At 32.5% G+C, this 24,533-nt stretch carries 19 protein-coding genes; 2 read left to right on the top strand and 17 right to left on the bottom strand.

What is annotated here, in order from left to right; translation table 11 throughout:
* The first annotated feature begins 62 nt into the window (after nt 1–62).
* Together CHB80_RS23930 and CHB80_RS23925 are read left to right on the top strand one after the other, a co-directional pair.
* Nucleotides 63–4,211: an RHS repeat domain-containing protein gene (locus CHB80_RS23930; RefSeq protein WP_089374055.1), complete on the top strand. Its 4,149-nt coding sequence runs from the start codon at nt 63–65 to the stop codon at nt 4,209–4,211.
* Between the two features lie 12 nt (nt 4,212–4,223).
* Entirely contained in the window at nt 4,224–8,855 is a 4,632-nt protein-coding gene (locus CHB80_RS23925) for a DUF6443 domain-containing protein (RefSeq protein ID WP_089374054.1), read from the top strand.
* 382 nt (nt 8,856–9,237) lie between these two features.
* Here CHB80_RS23925 and CHB80_RS23920 read toward each other — a convergent pair whose 3' ends face one another.
* The 17 genes from CHB80_RS23920 to CHB80_RS23840 form a co-directional block, all read right to left on the bottom strand.
* Nucleotides 9,238–10,371, bottom strand: coding sequence for a type II secretion system F family protein (locus tag CHB80_RS23920; protein WP_089374053.1), 1,134 nt, complete (start codon nt 10,369–10,371; stop codon nt 9,238–9,240).
* Complete coding sequence (locus CHB80_RS23915; protein WP_089374052.1) at nt 10,362–10,838, bottom strand: PulJ/GspJ family protein; 477 nt, start codon at nt 10,836–10,838, stop codon at nt 10,362–10,364. Before CHB80_RS23915 ends, CHB80_RS23920 begins: the two co-directional genes overlap by 10 nt.
* Nucleotides 10,835–11,164: a hypothetical protein gene (locus CHB80_RS23910; protein WP_089374051.1), complete on the bottom strand. Its 330-nt coding sequence runs from the start codon at nt 11,162–11,164 to the stop codon at nt 10,835–10,837. The genes CHB80_RS23915 and CHB80_RS23910 overlap by 4 nt, the downstream gene beginning before the upstream one ends.
* Nucleotides 11,152–12,423 (bottom strand): LbetaH domain-containing protein, encoded by a 1,272-nt coding sequence (locus CHB80_RS23905; RefSeq protein WP_089374050.1) that lies wholly within the window; start codon nt 12,421–12,423, stop codon nt 11,152–11,154. The genes CHB80_RS23910 and CHB80_RS23905 overlap by 13 nt, the downstream gene beginning before the upstream one ends.
* Nucleotides 12,423–12,896 (bottom strand): hypothetical protein, encoded by a 474-nt coding sequence (locus CHB80_RS23900; protein WP_089374049.1) that lies wholly within the window; start codon nt 12,894–12,896, stop codon nt 12,423–12,425. Before CHB80_RS23900 ends, CHB80_RS23905 begins: the two co-directional genes overlap by 1 nt.
* A 3-nt stretch (nt 12,897–12,899) precedes the next feature.
* A complete protein-coding gene (locus tag CHB80_RS23895; protein ID WP_143337245.1) occupies nt 12,900–13,562 on the bottom strand; it encodes a hypothetical protein in 663 nt (220 codons plus the stop codon).
* A 10-nt stretch (nt 13,563–13,572) separates the two neighbouring features.
* Nucleotides 13,573–14,298 (bottom strand): hypothetical protein, encoded by a 726-nt coding sequence (locus CHB80_RS23890; RefSeq protein WP_089374047.1) that lies wholly within the window; start codon nt 14,296–14,298, stop codon nt 13,573–13,575.
* Between the two features lie 9 nt (nt 14,299–14,307).
* Nucleotides 14,308–14,820, bottom strand: coding sequence for a hypothetical protein (locus CHB80_RS23885; RefSeq protein ID WP_089374046.1), 513 nt, complete (start codon nt 14,818–14,820; stop codon nt 14,308–14,310).
* The gene (locus CHB80_RS23880; RefSeq protein WP_089374045.1) at nt 14,821–16,035 is read right to left on the bottom strand and encodes a hypothetical protein; all 1,215 of its coding nucleotides are present in this window, start codon (nt 16,033–16,035) and stop codon (nt 14,821–14,823) included.
* A complete protein-coding gene (locus CHB80_RS23875) occupies nt 16,035–18,212 on the bottom strand; it encodes a type II secretion system protein GspD (RefSeq protein WP_229746911.1) in 2,178 nt (725 codons plus the stop codon). Before CHB80_RS23875 ends, CHB80_RS23880 begins: the two co-directional genes overlap by 1 nt.
* The gene (locus CHB80_RS23870; RefSeq protein WP_089374044.1) at nt 18,213–19,631 is read right to left on the bottom strand and encodes a GspE/PulE family protein; all 1,419 of its coding nucleotides are present in this window, start codon (nt 19,629–19,631) and stop codon (nt 18,213–18,215) included.
* Nucleotides 19,631–20,188 carry a hypothetical protein gene (locus CHB80_RS23865; RefSeq protein WP_089374043.1) on the bottom strand — a complete coding sequence of 186 codons (558 nt, stop codon included), beginning with the start codon at nt 20,186–20,188 and terminating at the stop codon, nt 19,631–19,633. The genes CHB80_RS23870 and CHB80_RS23865 overlap by 1 nt, the downstream gene beginning before the upstream one ends.
* Complete coding sequence (locus CHB80_RS23860; protein WP_229746912.1) at nt 20,185–20,595, bottom strand: prepilin-type N-terminal cleavage/methylation domain-containing protein; 411 nt, start codon at nt 20,593–20,595, stop codon at nt 20,185–20,187. Before CHB80_RS23860 ends, CHB80_RS23865 begins: the two co-directional genes overlap by 4 nt.
* A gap of 177 nt (nt 20,596–20,772) precedes the next feature.
* Complete coding sequence (locus tag CHB80_RS23855; RefSeq protein WP_089374042.1) at nt 20,773–21,435, bottom strand: hypothetical protein; 663 nt, start codon at nt 21,433–21,435, stop codon at nt 20,773–20,775.
* A gap of 187 nt (nt 21,436–21,622) precedes the next feature.
* The gene (locus CHB80_RS23850; protein ID WP_089374041.1) at nt 21,623–22,012 is read right to left on the bottom strand and encodes a DUF3592 domain-containing protein; all 390 of its coding nucleotides are present in this window, start codon (nt 22,010–22,012) and stop codon (nt 21,623–21,625) included.
* 11 nt (nt 22,013–22,023) lie between these two features.
* On the bottom strand, nt 22,024–22,419 hold the full coding sequence (locus CHB80_RS23845) for an RDD family protein (protein ID WP_089374040.1): 396 nt from the start codon (nt 22,417–22,419) through the stop codon (nt 22,024–22,026).
* A gap of 20 nt (nt 22,420–22,439) precedes the next feature.
* Nucleotides 22,440–24,533 (bottom strand): RHS repeat domain-containing protein (locus CHB80_RS23840; protein WP_317044302.1); only part of this gene is annotated, 2,094 nt, incomplete at its 5' end.

Genomic DNA, 24,533 nt, shown 5'->3' with positions numbered 1-24,533 from the left:
CTCTTAAAACGAAAAATTAGCAATCAGTTATTAAGAAATACATCAATTTAAAAAGCTTATAAATGATTAATAATTCTTTTTTTTCTAAAACTTTTATAATATGTTTATTTATTTCATTTTACTGCTTAGGTCAAGAGCAAGACATAGCTTTTGATCCTAACTTTATAAATGAAAATTTACCCAAAAGTCCTGAGGCATCAAATCTAGGAACTTATGGAGATATTTCTAATAATCCATATAATGGAAAGGCAAACATTAATGTTCCTATTCACACTATCAATTTTGATGGTTTACAAATCCCAATTAACTTAAATTATGATTCTGGTGGTGTGCGAGTTCAGTCCGAAGCGAGTTGGATAGGACTTAATTGGTCACTTTCAACACACGTAGGAATAACAAGAACTATTAATGGATCTGACGATCTTAATGAAAATGTTATTCCCAACTCCAATGGTGATATCTCTGCTTTTGTTTTTAATCCAATTGAGGTTCAATACAATCCAGGTAGCTCTCCATATGTCCTTCCAAATGATCAAGTTACAGTTCACGAAAGCTATGGAGATAGTCCACATCACTTCTACAGTCCTCGTTTATATGCAGATTTACAGCCTGATATTTATGAAGTATCTATTTTTGGAAAGGACTATAAGTTTAGGTTTGAGAAAAGACAAGGAACCAATAACATTCTTCAAACTCACATCTTTAATAATTCTCAAGCAACAATTACTTACAATCTTAATCAACAAAAATTTACCTTAGTTGATGATAAAGGATTTAGCTTCTATTTTTCAACTTTGGATTATAGTACCCCATTTAGTTCTACGCGCTCCTCATCTCAAAGTGCAGCAAATAATGCTTTTGCAAAGGATGCTATTTTGGGGGAAATTAAATCGGATCTATTTGGGCAAGACAATACCATTATTACTTCTTGGCTTTTAGACAAAATTGTTTCTCCTAAAGGAAGAGAACTAGATTTTACTTATAAAAAAAGTGCCTATTTCTCACAACCATCTTATGGAGCAAGAACAACTTTTAGAGATGGTGCGGAGGTACACACTTATAATCATGACTTTGCGTATACTTTTTCCAATCCACCTAATCAAACTAGTACTTATGGCATGAACGCTGTAAAATTTAGTGCTACTGTTAATATTTTTGAAAACAACTATTTAGAAAAAATTGAAGGTGACTTTGGAAGTGTAGAATTTGTGAGTGATGACCGTAAGGATTTGATGACAGGAAACGATTTTAAAAATGCATATAGTCCTATAAATAATGCCTTTAATACATTTACTTTCTTCACAGGTGATCTAACCAATAGTACAAGAACCTACAGACAAAATCACGGAACTAACGATCATGACCTAAAAGCAGCAAAATTGAATGCAATTATCATTAAGGATTACAATAATACTATTATAGAGAATGTGATCTTACAGAATTCTTATTTTAATGATCATAAAATAAATGCTTCAGATAAATCACTATGGTTACGCTTAAAACTTGATCAAGTAATTATAGGAGACAAAGAATATTCATTCACTTATGAACAGACCAATAATCTTCCCAAAAAAGATAGCGATGCGATGGATTTTTGGGGGTTTTATAATGGTGTTCATACCAACAGTACTAGTATTCCAAGTTTAGGAAGGTTTGCAAAGTCATATTTACCTCAGTTTCCAGGAAATCCAGAAGAACTTCATACAGGTAGCACTTATTTTAATTTTGAAGGTGATAACAAAAGTGCTAACTTTAATTATGGAAAAATAGGATTATTAACTAAAGTAGAATACCCTACTGGTGGTTACTCTCTATTAATTTATGAACCTCATGATGCTGTAATTGATGTTACTCAACCATATGTAGTTACCGAGCGTTTCCCAGTTAATAATCGTATTAAAAATACAAGCCTTGAGAATGAAGATTTGTATAATTTTACTTACCTATATTTAAAGAATTCAGCAGATCCCACGTTTAATTTTTATGACCATGAATTTCAACCAGGAAATTCAGGAACAGAGATTAGTGCCAACTTTACCGTTACTGCCCCTACTCTTGTTAGAGTGCAAGCAGACTTGAGAACTGAACAAGGTGCTGAATGCTTGCCTGAATGGTCAGGTTTACCTCGTTTTATTATTGAAAATACTCTTGATACCAGTATCCAGTATCCTATTTTCTACTATGATGATTTCTCAGAAGTCCTTCTTGAAACGATTAATTTGACTAGACAGGTTATCGTACCCCCAGGAATGTATAGAATCAAAGATATTCAACCTCTACCTCCAAATGGTGCATGTACTCCAGGCCTGTCAATTCAGAATAGAGTCTACACAAAATTTGAGGCTTCTGGAAATGAAGTATTTGCTGAGAGATTTGAAATAGGAGGCGCTCGTGTTTATTCAATTACTCATTTTGGCAATAACCAAGAGTTTATTAGTAAAAAACAATATGATTATTCACTTCCTGATGTTAACGATCCTACAATTGCTTCTTCAGGAAAATTAATGAATGATATTATCTTTCATTCTAAGTCATATGGTTATTATTCGTACGACCCAAGAGTGAATCCGAGTGAATTTAATATATCTTCTACTAGCTCTCTTAGAGGCTTACCAAGTGCTCAAGGAAACCATATAGGATACACAACAGTTAAAGAAACTGACTTAGATAATAATAATACTGTGTTAAGCACTGTAGAACGAACCTACCATAATAGAGCTAATATTTATGCCAAGGAGAGTTTTACTCGATATCGTCATGGAAATGTTAATGCTAATGGTTATGATTGGGTGACCGTTAAGAATACTTTACTAACTGGTTTATCCCCAAGAACAAGTTATAACAATATTAATGGTAATGTGCTATCTGAGCGTATATACGATGATCAAGGAGCTTTACTTCAACTAACTGAAAACATGTATGACATTTTTAGCATAAATAGCGATACTACCTATTTTGCAGGTTTTATGGCATATCCTCATTCCGGAAATCTCAATGATCCATATTTTGAGAATAATGAGACTTATCATACCTATAGATTCAATAATAATTATGCTAAAACAGCACTTTTAAGAGCTAGTTTTACTACAGAGTATTTACCAAATGGAGGGCAAATGTTTAGTGAACAATATCAAGAGTACATTCCAGAAACAGGAGATTTACTTATTACTGAATCCATCATAAGCGATACTGAATCACGATCAATCAAGTATTATTATCCATATTCGCAAAGTGTTTCTAGTTTAAGTGGAATGTCTATGCTTTTAAATGATAACCAATACTCCAAAGTGGTAAGAACAGAATCATATATAAATGCAGATAAAATAGCAACTAGGGATTTCGATTTTAATACCCTTTCTGGAAATGTAGTACCTATAAAACAAAACACTAAAAAAGGTAGTGAAACAGAGAAGCATGTTCGTGAACTTTATGAAAAATATGATGACCGGGGTAACCTTCTTCAAAAACGACAAAAAAACGGACAACCTATTACTTACATTTGGGGGTATAATAAACAATATATAGTTGCAAAAGTGGTTAATGCCACTTATTCACAAATAGAAAACTTATCTGCTTTCGGTCAAAATTTCAACATTCAAAATGGATTAAGCTCTAACCAAGAAAATCAGCTTCGCAATATTGCTAACACTTTAGTGACAACCTATAATTATAATCCTATGATTGGAGTTACAAAGGTTTCTGATCCGCGCGGAGATTTTCAAACCTTTGAATATGATTCTGAAAATCGATTAATTGCTGTTCGGGATCAAAATAACAATTTGTTAAAAGAGTATGAATATAATATCAATCCCGATATTATCAGTGGTGTTCCTCAAAATACCACCCCCATCATTTCTTTACCTCAAGAACCAGACACTGTTCGTATTACTCGAAGCAGTATTACCGATAGTACAAATCAGTATAATGCCTTATTCGCTTCTGTAGAGCTGACAAGTACCATGGCGGCAGCTAATGTAATTACCCATAGTTACAAAGTCTTTGCAGAAGGTGGAACAGATAATTTAGAGTATCGATGGAAGATTAAAGGAGGTGAGTTTACCCCATATCAATCAAGCCCTACCTGGTCTATAGATTTTGATTGTAGTGCTCAGGATGTTCGAGGAGTTATCGTCATATGTGAAGTTCGCGATACCCAACTTGAGATTACCAAACGAGAAAAGATTCGTCATGTAGTATTGTGTAACAATTAAAAAAAAAGAGTGATGAATGGATTACAATTAACAACCGTAAACAAAAAATCAAATACTATGAAGATTTTCTTTTTATTAATTCTTTTAGTAGCCCCTCTTTGTGTTTTTGCACAAACTCCTGATGAAAATTATGTAAAGAGTACTACTTATCAAGTGGAGACATCAAATGATAGTGTTGACCCCGACAGCAAGATTGAATCTATTACCTATTATGATGGACTAGGTCGTGCTAAACAAATAATAGCTCAGAGAACGGGAGCTAATAGAGAAGATATTATTACACCTATTAAATATGATGCATTAGGGAGACAGAGCAAACAATATTTACCCTATGCCAATCCTAATCTGAATAATAATGGTATGATGATGCCTAATATTATACAGGAATTAGAACCTTATTATCTAAATAAATACTACAGCGATAGTGATGGCAATGGAAATATTAACCCTTATACAGAGATAGTTTATGAAAATTCTCCCATGAGTCGAATTTTTGAACAAGGCGCTCCAGGTATGGATTGGAAATTAGATGAAACTACTGATAATGATCATACAATTAATTTAAAATATAGTATTAATGCAACTTCAGATCATGTAAAGCGATTTAAAGTTGTTTATGAAAATGGAGATACCGTAAATGGAAAGGTGCAGCAATATGGAGAGTATTCTGAGGGGGAATTATATGAAAATAGCACCTATGATGAAAATGGAAATCTTTCTATAGAATTTTTGAATAAACTGGGTCAAATGATATTGAGCAGAAATGTTAATGGACCTACCATAATTGACACTTATTATGTCTATGATGATTTTGGAAATCTATCCTTTGTTTTATCACCTAAGCTTGACTCAAGTCTTATTGTATATGACACTAATACTTCAAATACATATTCCAATTATTCTATTCAATTTGGACCTATAGATTATCTAACAAGTGAAAGTACCCTTCTAACCAATATATTGGTTGGAATAACAGATGATATGCTATCTATTCAATCTGGATTACAATTACAAAATAATTCTCGAAGCGGTATTTTATTACCAATGGCAGTAATAGAATTAAATACTACGCCACAAATTCCAGACATGACTCTTGGATTTATTGAAGGTATTACCATTGATAATAATGGAAATGAAATTGATCGATTTGTTGTTGGGAATATTCAGATTAGTAATGGCAATCTCGTTTTACAACGAACATCAATAGCAAGTTTTCACGGAATAAATTTAAGTATCCAAAGAGACTTATCAGTACATACAGCTAATCATATTCCAGAAGAACTTGATAAATTAGCTTACCTCTATCGTTATGATGAAAAAAACAGACAAGTTGAAAAGAAAGTTCCTGGAAAAGGATGGGAATATATTGTATACGATAAATTAGATAGGCCACTACTTACTCAAGACTCTCATTTAAGAGCAATTGGACAATGGTTATTTACTAAATATGATGTGTTTGGAAGAATAGCATACACAGGGATTCGAAACTACACGGGTTCCAGAGAAGATCTTCAAGGGCTTATCGATAATAGTAATGGCGACACATACGAAGAAAGAATTCCTGCCAATGGTACACCATTAAATATAGGAGGAACTATCATTTATTATCAAAATAATTCTTCTCCTTTTGGTGCAATAGCCGAAATTTTAACTGTTAATTACTACGATGAATATGTAGATATAGATAATTATGTATTGCCTACTTCGGTTTATGGTCAAGCATGTACAACAAATATTAAGGGACTATCAAGTGTATCCAAAGTTAAGGTGTTAGACACCAATAATTGGATTACTTCTTTCAACCTCTATGATGAAAAAGGAAGGACTATTTATACTCGTTCAATTAATGAATACTTAGAAACTGATGACATTGTTAAACTTAAAATAGATTTTCTTGGAAAACCTATAGAGTCGTTAACTACACATTCAAAAAACGGAAAGCCAGATATTAATGTTTATGATTATTTTCATTACGATCACACAGGCAGGCAGTTAAGTCATAAACAAAAAATTGATGATGAACCTCTACAGTTAATTGTAGAAAATGAATATGACGATTTAGGAATGCTTTCGATAAAAAATGTAGGAGGTGTAACAATTTTGGATGGGTACACTGGAATTACTAATAACCTAGACGTTACTTTTGACGGAACCATTTTGAAAACGAGTTCTGAAAGTAGTTGGGATGCTAGTTTAGCAACCAAAGGTAAGCTTTCTGAAGAAGGAGGCATTAGTTATATAATTGATTCGCCAAGCGCCTTTATTAAAGTTGGTCTAATTTATGGAAATGGCATAGGAGGAATCGATCCAAATTATATTGAGTATGGAATAAAGCACTCAACTAATGATGGGAATAATGATAATGAAAATGATATTTTCATTATCAAAGACGGAAATGAACTTCCTAGTATTTATGAAGGGTATATACCAGGAGATGAATTTTCTATCGAACGAACAACCAATGGAGATATCATATTTAGAAGAAATGGAGACACACCATTTTACACAATCAGTAATAACTCGGAGGGTGATTTATTAGGTAAAGGCATATTTTACACTCCTACATCACAAATTAGTAAATTTAATTTGTTTAACCCTACTCTAAACAATACACTTCAAAATATTAATTATGCACACAATATTAGAGGCTGGTTAACCGATATAAATGATGTAAATGAACAGTTAGATGGAAAAGCTTCCAATGACTTATTTAAATTTAAAATCAATTATACAAATATCGAAGGGACAGCGGGAGATCCAACTTACGCTGAGCCTTTGTATAATGGAAATATTGCCCAAACCATTTGGAGAAGCAGAAGTGAAGATTCTGACAAACACGGGTACGGTTACAAATATGACAACCTTAATAGATTAACAGCTGCATATAGCAGGAAAGGGACCCTATTAGATCAGGCAGATAATCATAGTATTTGGGGTCTTCAATATGATAAAAATGGCAACATTCAAAGTTTAACACGAAATGGATATAATGGCATTAATGGTCCTGCTCTCTGGGATCAGCTAACCTATAACTATTATGGAAACCAATTAAATTCCGTAACCGATAATACAACTAATCCAATACAAAAAACAAAAGGATTTAATGACCTCAACACTTTGGAAGACGACTTTGAGTATGATGCAAACGGGCACTTGATTAGCGATAAAAATAAAAATATTACCAATATTTCGTATAATCATTTAGGTTTGCCAAAAAGTATAAATAGTATTGGAAGCAATGATCAATCAATATGGTTAAAAAGTGTTGATTATATTTATGATGCTTTAGGGACAAGACTCGCTAAGATCTATATTCCTGATGATGGATCACCTAATGCTACAACTCAATACAATGGAAATTTTATTTACAAAAAAATAGGCATTAATGATCCTGTATTACAGTTTTTTAATCACCCCGAAGGATATATTGAGCCTGTAGCTGGAACATCTAAATCGGTTAAAGGATTTGATAAAGGAGATGGGCAAACTACATATTCAAGTTATAACTATGTATTCCAATACAAAGATCATATAGGTAATGTGAGACTGAGCTATGCTGATTCCAACAAAGATGGAGTTATCAACCCTAGTTCTGAAATTATCGAAGAATCGAATTACTATCCATTCGGGTTAAAACAAGCAGGGTATAATACGATAATTACAACCAATGGAAACTCTCTAGCTCAAGCTTATAAGTTTGGGGGTAAGGAATTAAATTCCGAACTTGATTTAGAGTGGTATGATTTTGGTGCCAGAAATTATGATTCTGCCATTGGGCGATGGATGAATATCGATCCTCTAGCAGAACTAATGAGAAGACACAGCCCTTATAATTATGCCTTTGATAACCCTATTTACTTTACAGATCCCGATGGAAGAGCTCCCCAAGGTCGCGTAGGACCCTGTGGTAATGTGCCCTGTAAAGAGTTCGACACAAACCATGTAGGTTATAATGGAGGCGGAAACCCTAATGATCATGGGCCTGCACCAATCGATGCCAGTCTTGCTGGGCAGAGTCCCCAGGTACCAGTATATTTTAAATCTCAAGGAAGTCATGTAGAAGAAACCAAAGGCGGAAGTAGATTCAATGGATTTAAAATCGAAGCTAGGGCAATGAATCCTTTAATTGGCGAAGCTAATGCTGTGCTTAGAGGGTTTACAGCTGGTTATGAATCTGATAAAGGGCCTACAAGTAGACATATAAGTGGTAGTGCTTCTGGTTTAGCTCTCGAATTTAGTGGGTCATCAGATCTATCACCCCCAGGCTCACTAGGTGCTGGCACGACAAAAAGTTTGGAAGGTGATGCTTCAGTTTTTCATGTAGATGGGTTTGCTGGAGCTGGGTTTTATAATGAAGAAAATGGAAATCAAGGTCTAGATATAGGCATAGGCATACGGGGACATGTAGCAGAAGTAAGTTTAACCCCTTCTATAACTATCGCTGGATATAAAATTGGCATCACTATTGGCGCATCATTTGCATCTATTGGTGCTAGTAGTGAATTAGTATCAATCAGTAACCAGAACACTAAAGAATTTAGGTCAGCGGCTAAGGCAGAAGTTGGATTAGGTGCTGTTGGTTTTAAAGTTGGTTATGAAGTATCAAATACAGGGAGTGGATTTAACAAAAGAAAAAAAAGATAACACGTTTGCGCTTTACATCTCTACATTTTAAATGAACTATAATTGATTATAGAGAATTGGCAGATATTTTCTTTTTAATCTGAAGATCAATCAATTAAATAATATAGAAATAAAAAGTCATAATCATATAAAGTACTATTTATTTTCCGTAAAACAAGAACATCTAGTAGCTCATTTAAAGATTGATTATTGATTTCTAATAACACAAATCACTGAAACTATTGAAACACTAGTTTAAATAGCTTGTATATGAAAGGCTTAAAAACTACTATTGTACTTTCTTTTCATAATAGTAGTTCTTTTTTTATCAGAAGGTTTCTAAAGAACAAGTAAACTATTATACAATATTAAGATCGGTCATGCAGGTTTTGACCGATCTTTTTTATTTAAGTACATTCCCTATCTCAAACATAGGAAGATACATAGATATCAAAATAACACCAATTATAAAACCTACAACAAGAATGATGATAGGCTCTAACAATGTAGAAAATGTTTTAGATTTCTGAAGGACTTCTTCATTGTATTGCTCACTAAGTCTTTGAAATACAAACTCTGTTTTATTGGTCTCTTCAGCAACTCGAACAAGAGCTACCATTTTGTTATCAAAAAGAGGATATTCTTTTAAACTATCGCTTAAATTCCTTCCTTTTTGAATATCTTCTTCTACTTTTTCTAAATCCTTTTCTAAAGGATAGAAATCAATCATTTCTTTAGCTAAATGAATACTTTGTGGGATAGATACCTTCGTGCTTACTAGTAAGGAAACTGCTTGTAAAAAACGTGCAATATTAGATGTTTTCACAAAAGATCCTATCAGTGGTAATCTCATTAAAAAAATATCTCTTTTAGATCGATACCATTTCTTTTTAGCTAATTGCTTTTGAAAAATAATGAATAAAAGGATTACTACTAAAAATAACCAACCATAGGTGCCTATCCATTCAGATATTGAAATTACTGATTGTGTAATCACAGGAAGGTCTACATCATTCTGTCTAAACATATCCTGAAAAATAGGAACTACAAATCGCAACATAAAAGTCACCGCCAAAAAAGCAGTGATCAGCAAAAAAACAGGGTAGGTTAATGCATTTTTAATGTTACGTCGTTGTTCATTTTTACGTTTATAAAAATCAGCCAGTGATGCTGTCACCTTCTCCAGAGCACCGCTTTCTTCTCCTATTCTTACTGAATGCTCTTCATAGGTAGAAAAGTATGTATGTTCTTTAAGGATTTTAGAAAAGTCATCTCCAGCGATAATACGATTCCCAATACCCAAAAATAGTTCTGTATCCTCTTTCTTTTTTTGAGATTCAGAAATTAAATACAAGGCATCTTTAAGACGAATTCCCGATTTGAGAAGTACACTTAGCTCTGTATAAAATTGCTCTTTCTTTTTAGAACCAAAAGAATTTCCAAATAGTGTAATCTCTTTCTTCAAGATAGTATCAAGAGAAGATTCGCTATTCTCTGATAGCTTTTCTTTTTTTATATCTTTTACCTTTAATCCCATAACTCTTGTACTATCTGCCTAGCATCTATTTCTTTTGAAACAAAAAATTGAACTGCCCTTCCTGTTGCTTCTAACTCTATTTCTATACCATCAACTATTCCCTCTTCTATAGTATCTCCTTTATAATAAAGTTGTGTATTCAAAACTTTCAAATCAATCGTATCTGAATCTCTTAACACATATTCTGAAGTCATCTCATAACGAGTCACTTCATCTTGATGGGTAATACTTAACTCTTGTATTTTTTCATTCCAAAATATCTGAGATCCTTTTTCAAAATCAAACAGTAATCGTTGTTTAAATTTCGTTACCTCAGTACGCTCTTCATATCGCGATTGCATGGTAATAAATTGCTTTGAAATTAAACTGAGTACCGTAAATGCTATTGTAATAACAATACTTGTAATCGCTAAGACCACAAGTATCTCACTAAGGGTAAAAGCAGGTATTTTATGTTTTTTTGTCATCTAACTTGCTTTATCACTAATGGTTTTGACTGCGCTGTCTTTTTTGCACTATAGATTATATATTCTACATCTTCTTGTATCGCTACTATAGAGATTTCATAGGTATCATATGTTTCATCATATGGAAGGGTTATCTTTTCATGCTTTATTAGATACTGTAATTTCTCTAATCGATTCTGCACAGAAAATGTATCCCGCTCTGCTACCGATTTAAAAGTGTTCATCAGCACTAAAGAAGCAACCACAAAAACAATCAAAATAATACTTGTGGCCACCAAAGTTTCCATGAGCGTAGAGGCGGGTATTTTCTTTTTTAATCCAACCATTGCACTACGTTTGTTTCTGTTTCGGTAGTTATCACTCCACAAAATGATTCTGGGAAATTTCTACTGTCAATAGTGGCATCAAAAAGATGGTTTTTATACACTGAACCTCTAGCTTGTATAGCAAACTGATGTGTATAAACAGAACCTTTTACAATACCTTCTATTTGAACGCTATGATCGCTATATATTTCCCCTTGAACCATCGCATCTTCATTAATAGTAATCATAGGTTTTTGATAAGTGTTTTCTGAGCCTTTTAAATGAATTACACTTCCAGAAATTATGCTCCCTTTTTTTAAAACAATTCCTTGTAACTCTTCTTGATTACTATTAATAGTATTTTCATTTTCAAGAACAACTAAAACAGATGGATAAGACAGTTTTGTGTTTTCTCCTACACTAATACCCTTTGATGCAAAGGCTTGAAAAGAGCCCTCTACATTGGCATCAATTTCAATATAAGGAGCAATTAATATGATATTATCCGCTTTCGCGAAAGCGGATATACGAATTAAACTATCCGATTTTATAATAATATTATTTCTAATTTCTTGATTCCCGATTTCTATCGCATCTGGGCGATATAGCCATTTAGGGTTTGTTTTGAAGGTAGCAGTAATTTTAGAAGCACTAGAACGAATAAGTAATGAGTCTTCTTGCGGAAGATCTCCAAATAACAAACTCTTTATATAGTCTTTTTTTTCTTCTGTGATTTGAGGTTTTACAGAGGCGTCTTGTTTGATTCCTCCATACACTAACGAGGTGCCATTATAGTAGTTTCCTGCAATATTCCCTGGCCTTACTCCTTGTCTTGGAAGGATTACATTCCCTTGAATTGTTGTATTTCCCACAACTACTAAAGGGGAATTACTATCCTCCAAATAAACAGCTGGACGCTTATCTTTGGATAACTGCCCCCCTAAGAGCGCTATATTCTGAGATACAAAAATTTTACTTTTCCCTCTAGAAATGACTTTATCAAAAATACCCCAATGGGTTTTATAAAGTGTTATCTCTTCTGCCATTTCTTCCTCTAGTTGTATAGATATACTGTCATTATATACAATCGCTTTTTGTTTTGCATAATTAATACCATCATGAACTAGTTTTATAACATTAGAAGACCGTTGTAATTGCTTTTCAAAGCGTAATTGAGAATAACTAATTAAAATAAAAGCACTAAGTATTGCAGCTATTACAACACTTACTAAAATAGTAAATTGTAATGCTCCTGCTTTTATCTTTTTGTTTAGTAACATTAATCTGAAATTGTAATGCGTTTGCGTTTTCCTTTATAAGAAACTAGTAGGCTTTGCCTATTTCCTGAAATTACCTGAATACTATCTACCGTATTTCCTTCTTTAATTACATATTCTTTAGCATTGATTCTAAGAGAGAGTACTTTTTTGGAAGAGCCCGCATCAGATATAATTCCTAAATATGTTATCGCTGGAAAGTAGGCTTCTTTTTTATTGGTAATTTCTTTTCTTGAGTCGCTAGATGTATTTTTATTATCTCTTATTAATGTTCCTAAAAAAGGGTCTCTATAATCATTATTGATGGTGAAGTTCTCTTTTACATCATAGCTAGTGGGTTTAAAAGAAGCTACTAGCTCATTTGTAGGCAAGCTATAATCACCATCATTACTCAACATAAAAAAACGAGCAATAACCGCCCCGTAAATTAAAATGACGGCAATCAACAAATATCTCGTTCGTTTCTTTTTATTCATCTTCTATAAGATTGTAATAGTTTGCTGCGTATAGGGCGTGTTCTGACTCTCATTTTCACCTCGCACTTCCCAAGTATAGGTTCCAGAAACAAAATCTACAGTGATTTCTGTATCTGTAGTTGTTTGCTCTAAAAAGATACTATTACCAACAGTATCCGTAATGATGATCCTGTATAAATTTGCACCCTCTAATGCTTCCCATGATAAACCTATCATCGTATCTGCACTTTCAAAATTATCTTCAGGAGCGAGTATCACAACGCTCTGTTCTGATAAATTTATTGGCACTTCTATCGTAGCTACTTCAAAACTTTGAGTTGTATAATCAGTTTGAAAATTATTATTAAACCCACGTACACGCCACTGATAATTATTGGAGGCTAAACTTGTCGTAAAACTTCGAAATGTCTGAAGAGAATCTCCTAAAATGGTATCTAAGACCACTTGATTTGCCTGCGCGAAATTTGGCGTTGCCACTTGAATCTGATATTGATCTGCAAATTCGATCTCTTCCCAAGTAAAAGTCACTTCAGGATTTTCTAATACAGCATCATCTGTAGGGGCAATCAGCGTAATTAAATCTTCTGAAATATCAGGTACACTTACAATTTCTTCACAGCTATAAATACATAGAACGCCAAAAACAAGAGCGATTAATTTCTTCATACTATCCATTTTAATAATCTATTAGTTTTTTTATGGTCTCTAATTTTTCAGCTTTTCTTTCTAAAGGTCTCTTACACGACTTCCCTTCTTCGACAATATCCATTATAACTACTTGATTGCGCTGATTTTTACCATAACAGAAAAAAGAGATTTGATAATCAAAAACAACTATTTCAGAAAAAGAAAGTGTTGCCAGTAATTCTTCATTGTTATATACATTAACAACATATTGATTTTCTATTTCCTCCAAAAAAGCGGATGTCATATTTTCAAAACTTACAGCACTTTTAGAAACCATTACTATTTTGCTTACAACGCCTGCTTTTTTTGAATTTTTCACATACTCCCTCGAAGTAACATCGTTATTAATACTACTTGCATATCCTATATCATCGATAAGCTCTATCTCAAAATATGTCGGTTTGTTTTCTGTAGTATCATCAAATTCAATAGATGGTTTTTGGGTATCAAATATCCTTACATATTTAGAAAAAGAAGCTTTCGTAAACTCTTTTTCTATAACTGAAACACGTATTTTTTGATCAAGATCGGGTACTCCTTTGATCTCAACATTGTTTTTTAACGCACCTTCTTTTTTTACAATAGCTCCTAAGGATATTGTATTGCTTTTTTCCTTAGCAAACTCTAATTGTTTGGTAGTGCTACATCCCAACAAAAGAATAAAACAACCTAAAGAGAATAGGCTTATATTAATATGTGTGTGTTTTAATTTCATTATCTATTTTTATTGAACTAATTGTAAAATAAATTGCCCTTCTAGTGTGATTTTTCCTGTTCGAAAGCTTTTGATTTTTTCAAATTCCAATGACTTTACCATCCCAAACTTACTACGCTGTTCTAATTGATAGGCTAAGCCCAGAATTGAGTTAAAATCTCCAGAGACTCTAAAAGCATAGGAGTTTGTTTGTTTCCCTTTTTCAAAAACACTATGTGGCTCATCAAATGAAACAATCTTAATATTATGATCTATAGCATACCGGTCTATGGTTTTTAATAAATTATTCTGCAAAGAAGTTTCTGTGATTTGATAATGCTTTAACAGTGAATCATAGTGTCTTTCTTTTTGGGCTAATACCTGTAATCGTTTAGGGATATTTGCATACAGCTGTTCTTGCTGTTTTAAATTATCGTAATTCTTTTTTAATGAAAGTGTTTCTGAAATAGACAAAAAATACCCAAGGATAAGTACTCCAAAGAAGCTAATAAGTAAGGTGGTATTTTTTTGTTTTATCGTCATTTATGATTTCATTGTAAGTGTAATACTAAAATGTATATTCTTTCCTTTCTTCTCAATATTCATAGAAGCCCTTTCTATAAACTCCAAATCTTCTAATGATGAAACCCAAGAAGACAAGTCTTTGTTCACAGTCGTTTCCCCTGTTATAATGATATTACTTACTTCTACTTGGACCGGTTTATTATTACGTATCTTTTTTTCTAAAGGTTGATATTGAAGTTTTTCTAAAAGAATGGTATGTGGCATATCACTTGCAATAGCATCTATAAAATAAGAAGCAGAAGAGGACGCAGAAGCAATCACATCTTCAAAGAGTTTTTGCTTTTGACTCACAATAGAATCCTTTTTTACTAAGCGTTTTTTTTGCAGTGTATTGGTAGTTGCTATCTCCTGTAGTACTGCTACCTCAGTATAATAATGGTTATAGATTAAAAAGTTAACTAAAAGAATTATGAGTAAGGTTCCTAGTGCTAACGGCAATCCCAGTGCAAAAAACCGATACTGTTTAAAATTCGCCTGTTTTAGTAATACTTCTTTACTAAAATTAGTTGCCACTTGATCGTCATCAACTCCACCAACAATGCCTATAGCACCTCCTAAAGTATTGATATAATCCCCTTCTATTTTGATACCTTCAATATCATAATACTCATTTTGAAAAGTAGCTGACGCTAAACGATCTATACTTTGTATTTCTCCATTAGAAAGAGAAACGGTGGCTGCTGGAGTATGAACTACTACTTGGTTTTTTAAAAATGGTACTAGCGTATGTATAGATGTGCTTCCTAAATTCCACTGAGTGATAAAAATACGCTCCTTCTCATAACTCTTAATGAGCTCATCTACATATTTTTTCCTACAGATGTATACATATGCTTTTTCTTTTACTCTAAGAATCTCATAATAAAAAGAGTCTACATCAATATTGGGAAAGGCTTGATTTACTATAACGATTTCCGAAAGTGACTGTCCATTTTCTACTGTTTTTTGAAGTACCTGATGATTATTAATAATTAAATGTGCATATTTCAGTTTTTCATCAAATGCTCGAACATCTTTTATAGTAGCAACTTCTGTCTTACCAAAAACTTCGAGCTCTCCTTTTTGTTTTTTACAGACAAGGGTTTTAATTACAGGATCAGTATCCGAGCCTAGATGCTCTATACAGCAATAGGTATTCCCATAGATGATATTTCGCTTTACCCCATCTAACATTAGTAAATAACCGTTGGTTTTATAAGTACTGTGAGTTTTGATGTGGAAGCGGTACGTACGCGTTTGCTAAATAAAAACTTTATAATTGGAATACGTGCTAAAAAAGGAACCCCAGAACCTGAATTACTTTTTCGATTTTCTTCCAATCCTCCTAATACAACAATATCATTGGTGCGGGATTTAATAATAGATGTAAATTCTCTGGAGCTAATTTCAGGTGGTCCATTTTCTGTGACACGTTCTCCATTAAAACTCGACTGAATCACCTTAATATCCATCGTTACTTCTCCATCAGCAGAAACAAAAGGAAGTACCTCAAGAGAAAGCTCTGCATCTACAGGAACAAAATTTACACTTTCACTTAATATTGGATTTTGGGTTCCCACAAATTGATTTTGTGTAACTTCAAAATAACTTGTCTGTCCATTAGAAAAATAAGCGCGATGTCCATTGAGGGTTGTGATACGAGGAGATGATTTAATCTTAAAGTTACCATTAGATTCAGAAGCTCTAATATTGGCAAAAAAGTTCGGTCCTACTTGTCCTATATTAAAAAAGCTAGAGCCATCAATACGTCCTAAAATACGATTAATCGTGCTGGCGCCTAAATTAATATTGGTCTCTGGAAATATCGCTCCTTGCGTTGTTGTAGGCTGAGAACCAATACCCCATTCAATACCCGTATCTAGTGTAGAGTTTTTATTTACCTCCAAAATCATTACCTCGACAATAACAATAGGAACTTGTTTATCTATTTCTTTTACAAAGCGTTTAAAACGCTCTATATCGGCACTAGCACCGCTCACAATAAAGCTATTAAGTTCTTTGTCTGCTATGATATTCAAATCTTGTTTTACATCATCAGGAATAAGTGAACTTATATCTGTTTTATCTCGATCATTTTCACGCTCTCTACTGCTTTGAACACCTCTATCAACATTCCCTGTTGTATTTCCAAAATTTGATCCATTCCCTCTAAATCCAGAATTAAAACCAAAACTTGTATTGGATCTTCCCGCACTTCTACCAGAACGTTGAGGATCTGATAGTAGTCCTATAGAACGGTAACGAAGTGGGATCACTTCTGCCGAACGAAGGGTAAGTTGCCTATACGTTCCAAAATAATACACCCCATTTTCCTTTTTAAAAGTAAATCGGTTTACAGGACTTGTAGGAGTAATATCCTGACTTCTATCTGTTGTTCTTCCAGTATTGTTTTGATTATTATTTTGAGATGAGTTCAAAGCCAGTGTAGTATTCTCAAAAATCTTAGTTAGTAAGCTATCAAAAGAAATGTTTTTTGCACTAACACTTGCAAAACCTGCTTCATTTAAAGGAGATGCTGTAAAAATATCTAATCCTAATTCATTACCTATATCATAAATAATATCTGCTATCGGCACATTTTGAATATCTACATCTAAAATGCCATTTTCTTTGTCTAAAACCTTAAAGAAAAAACTAGCATTCCGAGCTCTTATAGGACGAGTTCGTTGTTGATTTCTATCTCCATTCTCTGCTGAAGATTGTATAATTCCTGATGTAAACTCAAAAGAACCATCTTTAGTTTTGGAAACAACCAAATCATTAGAGTATGCTATTTTCTCCATGGCAATAGCAAATGGAAGTTCTTTAATAAAGCCAGAAATGGTTTTGTTTGCTAATTCAGGCGTATAAAATATCCCCTTTCCAGAAGTATCCGAAATTAATTTAAAAGCTTCTGAGAGATTATCATTCTTTAAATCTACGCTTAGTATCTGACCAGTGGGATCATATTGAATTTCAATGTTACGCTCTTTAAGAATCTCTTCTTTTTGATAAGGCGTGATATATAAAATATTCCCTGTAAAATCAATCGTGAGATCATAATTCTTACAAACATATAAAAGAACATCAGATACTTCGACATCCTTAAAATTATTGATGATTTGTGTGCTTTGTAACTGTGGATTTACATCAATATTAATCTTGTGAATCTCAGATATTCCTAATAAAAATGTAGAAAGATTGCTTTGTTGTAATTCTATATTGAGTTTTTCTGTAAGCCCAGACACGTCTGTAGAAATAGCAGTAAGCTCATTTTCTAATTGATCTATACGCTCTTGATCGTACTCTTGTGCAAAAATGAGTGGTGTCATAAAGACACACATCCATACAAATATTATTTTTTTTATCATTTATTTATTTGCTAATAACGCAAATACATCATCTACAGATGTTTCCCCCATTTGAATAAGATGTATTGCTTGATCGCTTAATTGTTTTATACGTTTCTCTTCCAGATACTGATCGATCTGTGTTTCATTATTCTTGATATGAACAGTTAAGTCCTTGGTAATAGGAAGGAGTTCATATATTGCTTTTCTACCTAAATACCCTGTGTGATAACAATGAGAACATCCTTGTGGTGTATAGTGTTTTTTTATTTCTTTAGGTACTTTATAATTGATAGGAAACGTATCCTTTTCTACAGGCATTTCTTTTTTACAATGGATACAGAGTTTACGCACCAATCGTTGGGCTACACTTAAGTTAAGTGTACTTGCTATTAAGTGTGCAGGCACACCCATATCAATAAGTCTAGAAATAGTCCCCCAAGCAGAATTGGTATGTATCGTAGAAAGCACTAAATGTCCTGTAAGTGCTGCTCTTATGGCCATGTTAGCCGTTTTTACATCTCGAATCTCCCCTACCATTATAATATCGGGGTCTTGACGTAAAAAAGTTTTAAGAGCCGTTTCAAAATTGAGCCCTATCTCTTCCTTGAGTTGCATTTGCATCACACCTTCTAAGGTATATTCTATAGGATCTTCTATTGTTAAAATCTTAGTGTCTGTTTTATTTAAAAGCTTAAGGGTGGCGTATAAAGTAGTGGTTTTACCAGAACCTGTAGGTCCCGATATCAATACAATACCATTAGGGTTACGAACACCTTCTTTATATATCTGCAATTCCTTTTCAGTAAACCCCAATTGATCTAAATGGATATTAGAAGTGTCCTTACTTAAAATACGAAGGACAATACTTTCTCCATCCAGTGTAGGCAAAGTAGATACCCTAATATCAAATTCATCTGTCTGTGTTTTTACCGTGATTCTCCCGTCCTGCGGTAAACGATTCTGTGAAATATCAAGATTGGCTTGATTTTTAATCTTATTGATAATCACAGGATATTCATCCTTAGCAATACTATATTGTTCTTTTAATTTCCCATCCAATCGAAAACGGATACGACATCGATTCTCAAAAGGTTCAAAATGTATATCACTACTACCTATCGCTTTGGCTGTTAAAAGAATTTTCTCTAAAAAATCTTGGGTATAAGTAAACGTTTGTTTTTCATTGTCAAAGGCTTTTCGAAAGTTTGTACTCAAATACGTATTCAGTACATCTGTATCTATTTGTTCTATAGTGACTGCATATCCTAAAAAAATTAAAAGTTCTTGAGATAAGGCCTCAGGTTCTAAGGTGTCAGAATAGAAAAAAACACTTCCATTTTCTTCTTTAAAAGGCACAATACGATATTGGTAGGCCTGTTCCCCACTAATACGTTGTTGTAATTCAACAGGAATATGATATGTGTCTACTTCCAACATTACATTAAATATAAGTGATCATAAAAACCTAGCCAGTGAATTAATAAAACCCCTGCAAAGAATATAGCTAAATAACCTGCCATAGGAGCTGTGTGTTCTTCTGAAATGATATTTTTTTCTCGGTATTCCCTCTGCAATATATCATAAGGAACAGCACCAAATATTTTATAGCCTTTCATTTTCTTTAAAACTGAATGTAGTATAAGGGACAAAATCATACCAAAGCTTAATAATATCATAAAGTTCATAGTACCAAAACTTACCAATATCATGCAAAAAAAAAGGATATCACCTAATGCAAAAGCTTCTGTAAACTTATAAGTAGGAATCTTCATTTTTGTATAACTGGCAACTACTAATAAACATAATAATACACAAAGGCTATTCATCGATATATGAATACCAAATTGTAAAAACCCTATTTTTTGAATATGCAGTATAGCTAGACCTATAGCGCCTATTAGAAAAAACCACCAGTCTACCATTCTCTCTTTTTGATCTTGATAAAAAATGGCTAGTAAACTAGCTATCAATACTATTTTTATAAGTACTATCAATCTTTAATGATTTGTTTAGGATTACCATTCTCATCAATCTCCCAAACATTAAAAATACCATCACGATCAAAATCTGTAATAGCTGTAGCTCTTGCTTTAAAACCTTCTCCTGTAACAGATATAATCGCGTATTCATAATTAGCCGTCCCTCCTTCTTTTACCGTTTTAGGGGGTTCAAAATCAATCTCATTAAAATCTCCCGAAAACTTAGAATACGAATAACTATATAATAGCTGCATATTATGAATCTGCTTTAATTGTGCTTGCGCCTCTATCGCTTTTGCCTTAGAAATTAGAGGCATCAATTTTGGCATCGCTAATAGTAAGAGTATTCCTATGATGGCTAGCACAATGAGCATCTCTTGTAAGTTAAATGCTGCAAGCTTATGTTTTGATTGTTGTTTCAAAATGATATTAATTTATTTTCACGATATATATGATAGAGCATTCTTGTATTACAAATAATGTATATACTCTTTTTATACAATTATAATTATTACTATATCTACATTTTATACTACAAGTATAGTCAAGCAACATTTTGATCCATGACTAGCAACGACCTAGTTTGAGACATCTTTTTCTTATTCAATTAATAGATACTTATTTGGATTGGAATTAAAAATAGTATCGGGAATTTTTTTTGGTGTAATTTTAACAGCTTCCTGAATTGCTCTAAAAAATGGTAAAAATTCTGTCTCATTCCGTAAGCTTACTGATTCTGATTCTTTAACATAAAGATTCCAAAACCCATCAGTATACTTTTCATATAACTTTGGATTCAATTTATACTCATCGTAATAATAGTATGTACCTCTAAATTCCTTAAAAAAACTATTTTCATTTAATGATTCGTAATGAATTAATATAGATTTACACATTTTACCTAAAACCTCTTTTTGATTAGAAGAAATAACTTTAAAATCAATTAGTTTTTCTTTCTGAGAACCAAAAGGAGATTTTATTAGGGTATCAGATTTTTCATACTCTGTGAGCGTATACCCTTCATTTAAGAAAACACTTACCTTAATCCATCCAAGTTTTCCTTTTGCATCGTAAAATAATTGATATTTATCTTCCTTTATATAGGCTGAGAAAGATTTCCCCATTTCTCTTTCCAAAATACTAGATGAAATATTTTGATCTAAAGACTCATATGTAACATTATATAATATCTCTCCTTCAAAATAATCTTGACCATAAATATTTTGGACGATTAGAATTGTTAAAATTAAATTTCTTAGCATTTTTTATTTTTTTTGAAAATCGATAGTCAATTTTTATTATAACTATAAATTTTTAATTATTTATAACCATGCCTTTTACTTATGGCCATTTTTACTATAATTTTTTATTGTTAATTTAAATTATTAATCATAAGCAACAACTGCTAATTAAGTTTTAAGAGCAACTGTTTAATATATTATTCTTTTGCTACCCTATAATTCCAAAAAATAAAAAAAGTAAAGACATAGAAAATAATAGAACAATGATAAAATTATTTCCTTTTTTTAATTGAGCTTTTTCCGGGTTTCTTGGGTTATATAATACTTCGACTTTTTTACCTATAAAATTTCTTTTTGAATTTCCTTCCCCATTTTCAGATGAAAATTTATATTCATTACCTATTTGATCTGAAAATTGTATAACTGGAAAATAATAGAGAATTTTTTCTTCAAATGAATACACCTCTTTTTCAATCACATCAATTACCTCACCACTTGTAGTAATTGCATCTTTTTTAAATTTTAAGTTTTTAATATAATAATAAAGACCCAAAATAAAAGTAATTGAAGATATTATAATAAAGATAATATTATACATTTTGATTTTGTTTAAGCTACGTAACAACCACTAATAATATCGCCTAGTTTTTTTGGTTTCTTAGGAGTTGTATAACCTGTTATAATTAATGGGATTATATAAATAAATGGTAAGACAATTTCTAAAAAATTGAAAATATTCCTAAGAATTATTCTGAAAAATATTATTTTTTTTTCAGACTTAATTTTTAAAGAAAAAATACTTTTCCCTAAAGTTGTTTTGAATATTATTTCGGACACTATATAATACAAATAAAAAAAAGGTAAAAATACTTTGGTAGGTATAGTTTGATCCTCTGTGGTTAATGAATCATCTATTATTAATGCATATAGGTGCATAATAATAGCTATTATAATTACATCAATTAATGCTGCAGATATTCTTTTTAGATAATATTTAATTTTCATTTTAATTAATTTTGAATATGTTATCCTTGTTTTTTAGAAGGATCTATAGAGCTGCTTTTCTCCTCTTCTATTGATTCTGCTTGTTTCCCTTCACAATCAGAACAAACTTCATTTGTAGTTTCATTATTAGTTTCTTCTGGAGGGATAGGGCTATATGTACTAGCTGGATCTGGTTCAGTTAAACCTTCCCATAATTCTGTAAAATTTATACCTGCTTTTAGTTTTATTCCAAACTTAAGCTCAGCAGCGACATCAGAGTTTTCAAAAACTCTATCTAATTCTATATCTGCATCTCCATTAGCTTCTAATCCAGTCCAACCTTCCTCTTCATCATATTTTATTAGATATGCTTCTCCTTTAGCATTTACTAATTTAAATATTTTAGCTTTTCCGCCCGCCCTTATAAAGGTAAAACTTTTTGTTTCTACGTTTAAATCTTCATCACTAAAGATAGTCCTTAAACCTCTTATTTCTAAAGTAGCTACAGTTACATCCCCTTTGGAGTCTATAAAATCTTTACCTCCAATAGTCAAATTTCCTTTTAGCCCAAAAATTCTTACTGTAAGAAGATCATCATTCACACTATAGTCTGCTTCTCCTAATACAGCTGAAACACCTGCAGAAGCGTATTTTGTTACTTTAGCTTTTAAACCTACACCCGCGGAAGCACCAATTCCAATCTTAAACGCACTAGCAATCTTTTCCCAATTACAACAAGCTTTAACCACATTACCATCAGGGTCAAAATAGTAAATGGGATTATTTAAAACATAATTATATGATGATTGATCATAGTACATTTCTGCAAATGCATCAGTTGTAAACCAACGTCCTGTTTCTGGTTGATATAGTCTGGCTCCAAAGTCATACCAATCTAATCCGAATTCAGGATTGTTTTCTTTACCATTGTACGCAAATTGTTCCGCTATCGAGTTTGAATTTGAAGTAACCGTATTATTGTAGCCTTTCTGCTGAAGTCCTAGTGGATAGTAATGCTTTTCAGAAATAATTTCGGAAGAAGGCGCAATAGCTCCATCTCCATCAGAATCTGCATAAGTGAGTCTTACATTTCCTAAATGGTCAGTAAAGTTAAAAGCATATTGATAACTAGAGAAGCTTGTCGTTTGTGTTTTATTACTAAACTTCTGAATAGATTTAGTTGTTCCATAGACAGGTTCTACATATCCTTCAGGATGTGAAAACATTTTTAAAGATTCATAGTTATTGTTGTTCTCATAGATATACCTTCCTGCATAATAAGTAGTAATGGTACTATTTTGAATTTCATCATTCACTATTTTTGCAAGTTTTGTTCCTACGGCATCGTAGATATACGTAATCGTTCCTTGTTGAGTAAATCCATAAGGGTCAGTTGTATTGATTTTAACAATCTCAGGCAGATTTAAGTGATTGTACTCAATATTATCAGTAATCCCTTTATTACGATCTTTGATCATATTTCCATTGACATCATACTCAAAATCATCTCCTGAAGTATTTCCATCATAGAATCCCTGATTACTAATACTACTTGATGTATTGGCACTTAGATCGGTAACACTGAGTAATTGATTTCCGTCGTAGGTATAGGTAAGGTCATCCATTACCTCTGTACCTGATCCTAACCCTCTACGTTCTAAACCACCGATATTTCCATTTTTGTCATAACTGACATTAATGAGGCTATAACTATCTACGGTATCGAAATTAGTTCCACGCCTACTAAATCCGCTGTTAATTCTATTTAAATCATCATAGGCATATCCATAGGCTCTTATTTGATTGTCAGTGTTTGCTGTTTTCCACATGGTTTGAGAGATATTTCCATTGTAGAGTGGGGTGATACTACCGGTAGCAGTCATTCCGTCTTTAGAATCATAATTGATGTGGAAGTTAAACAAATCACGTTCTTTAGAATTATCATTAATATCATTGATATCAGTGAGCCATCCACGAACATTGTAGGCATAATCTACTTTTTGTAGACTCTTATCAATAGTTGTTGCATAGAGATTTAAGCTGCTTATTTGCGTCCCTTCATCATACATCACCATATCTCCAACTAGAGAAGGGAAGTTTTGTGTCATGGTATGTGTAGCTACTGTAGTTCCATT

This window comes from Dokdonia pacifica (genome assembly GCF_900188275.1).
Lineage (GTDB): Bacteria > Bacteroidota > Bacteroidia > Flavobacteriales > Flavobacteriaceae > Dokdonia > Dokdonia pacifica.
Note: the sequence above shows the minus strand (reverse complement) of the source record. Positions and strands in the feature narration are given on the sequence as shown.

Coding starts and splice junctions, on each gene's coding strand:
- CHB80_RS23930 (WP_089374055.1), top strand. CDS start 63: ATGATTAATAATTCTTTTTTTTCTAAAACTTTTATAATATGTTTATTT.
- CHB80_RS23925 (WP_089374054.1), top strand. CDS start 4,224: ATGAATGGATTACAATTAACAACCGTAAACAAAAAATCAAATACTATG.
- CHB80_RS23920 (WP_089374053.1), bottom strand. CDS start 10,371: ATGGGATTAAAGGTAAAAGATATAAAAAAAGAAAAGCTATCAGAGAAT.
- CHB80_RS23915 (WP_089374052.1), bottom strand. CDS start 10,838: ATGACAAAAAAACATAAAATACCTGCTTTTACCCTTAGTGAGATACTT.
- CHB80_RS23910 (WP_089374051.1), bottom strand. CDS start 11,164: ATGGTTGGATTAAAAAAGAAAATACCCGCCTCTACGCTCATGGAAACT.
- CHB80_RS23905 (WP_089374050.1), bottom strand. CDS start 12,423: ATGTTACTAAACAAAAAGATAAAAGCAGGAGCATTACAATTTACTATT.
- CHB80_RS23900 (WP_089374049.1), bottom strand. CDS start 12,896: ATGAATAAAAAGAAACGAACGAGATATTTGTTGATTGCCGTCATTTTA.
- CHB80_RS23895 (WP_143337245.1), bottom strand. CDS start 13,562: ATGAAGAAATTAATCGCTCTTGTTTTTGGCGTTCTATGTATTTATAGC.
- CHB80_RS23890 (WP_089374047.1), bottom strand. CDS start 14,298: ATGAAATTAAAACACACACATATTAATATAAGCCTATTCTCTTTAGGT.
- CHB80_RS23885 (WP_089374046.1), bottom strand. CDS start 14,820: ATGACGATAAAACAAAAAAATACCACCTTACTTATTAGCTTCTTTGGA.
- CHB80_RS23880 (WP_089374045.1), bottom strand. CDS start 16,035: ATGTTAGATGGGGTAAAGCGAAATATCATCTATGGGAATACCTATTGC.
- CHB80_RS23875 (WP_229746911.1), bottom strand. CDS start 18,212: ATGATAAAAAAAATAATATTTGTATGGATGTGTGTCTTTATGACACCA.
- CHB80_RS23870 (WP_089374044.1), bottom strand. CDS start 19,631: ATGTTGGAAGTAGACACATATCATATTCCTGTTGAATTACAACAACGT.
- CHB80_RS23855 (WP_089374042.1), bottom strand. CDS start 21,435: ATGCTAAGAAATTTAATTTTAACAATTCTAATCGTCCAAAATATTTAT.
- CHB80_RS23850 (WP_089374041.1), bottom strand. CDS start 22,012: ATGTATAATATTATCTTTATTATAATATCTTCAATTACTTTTATTTTG.
- CHB80_RS23845 (WP_089374040.1), bottom strand. CDS start 22,419: ATGAAAATTAAATATTATCTAAAAAGAATATCTGCAGCATTAATTGAT.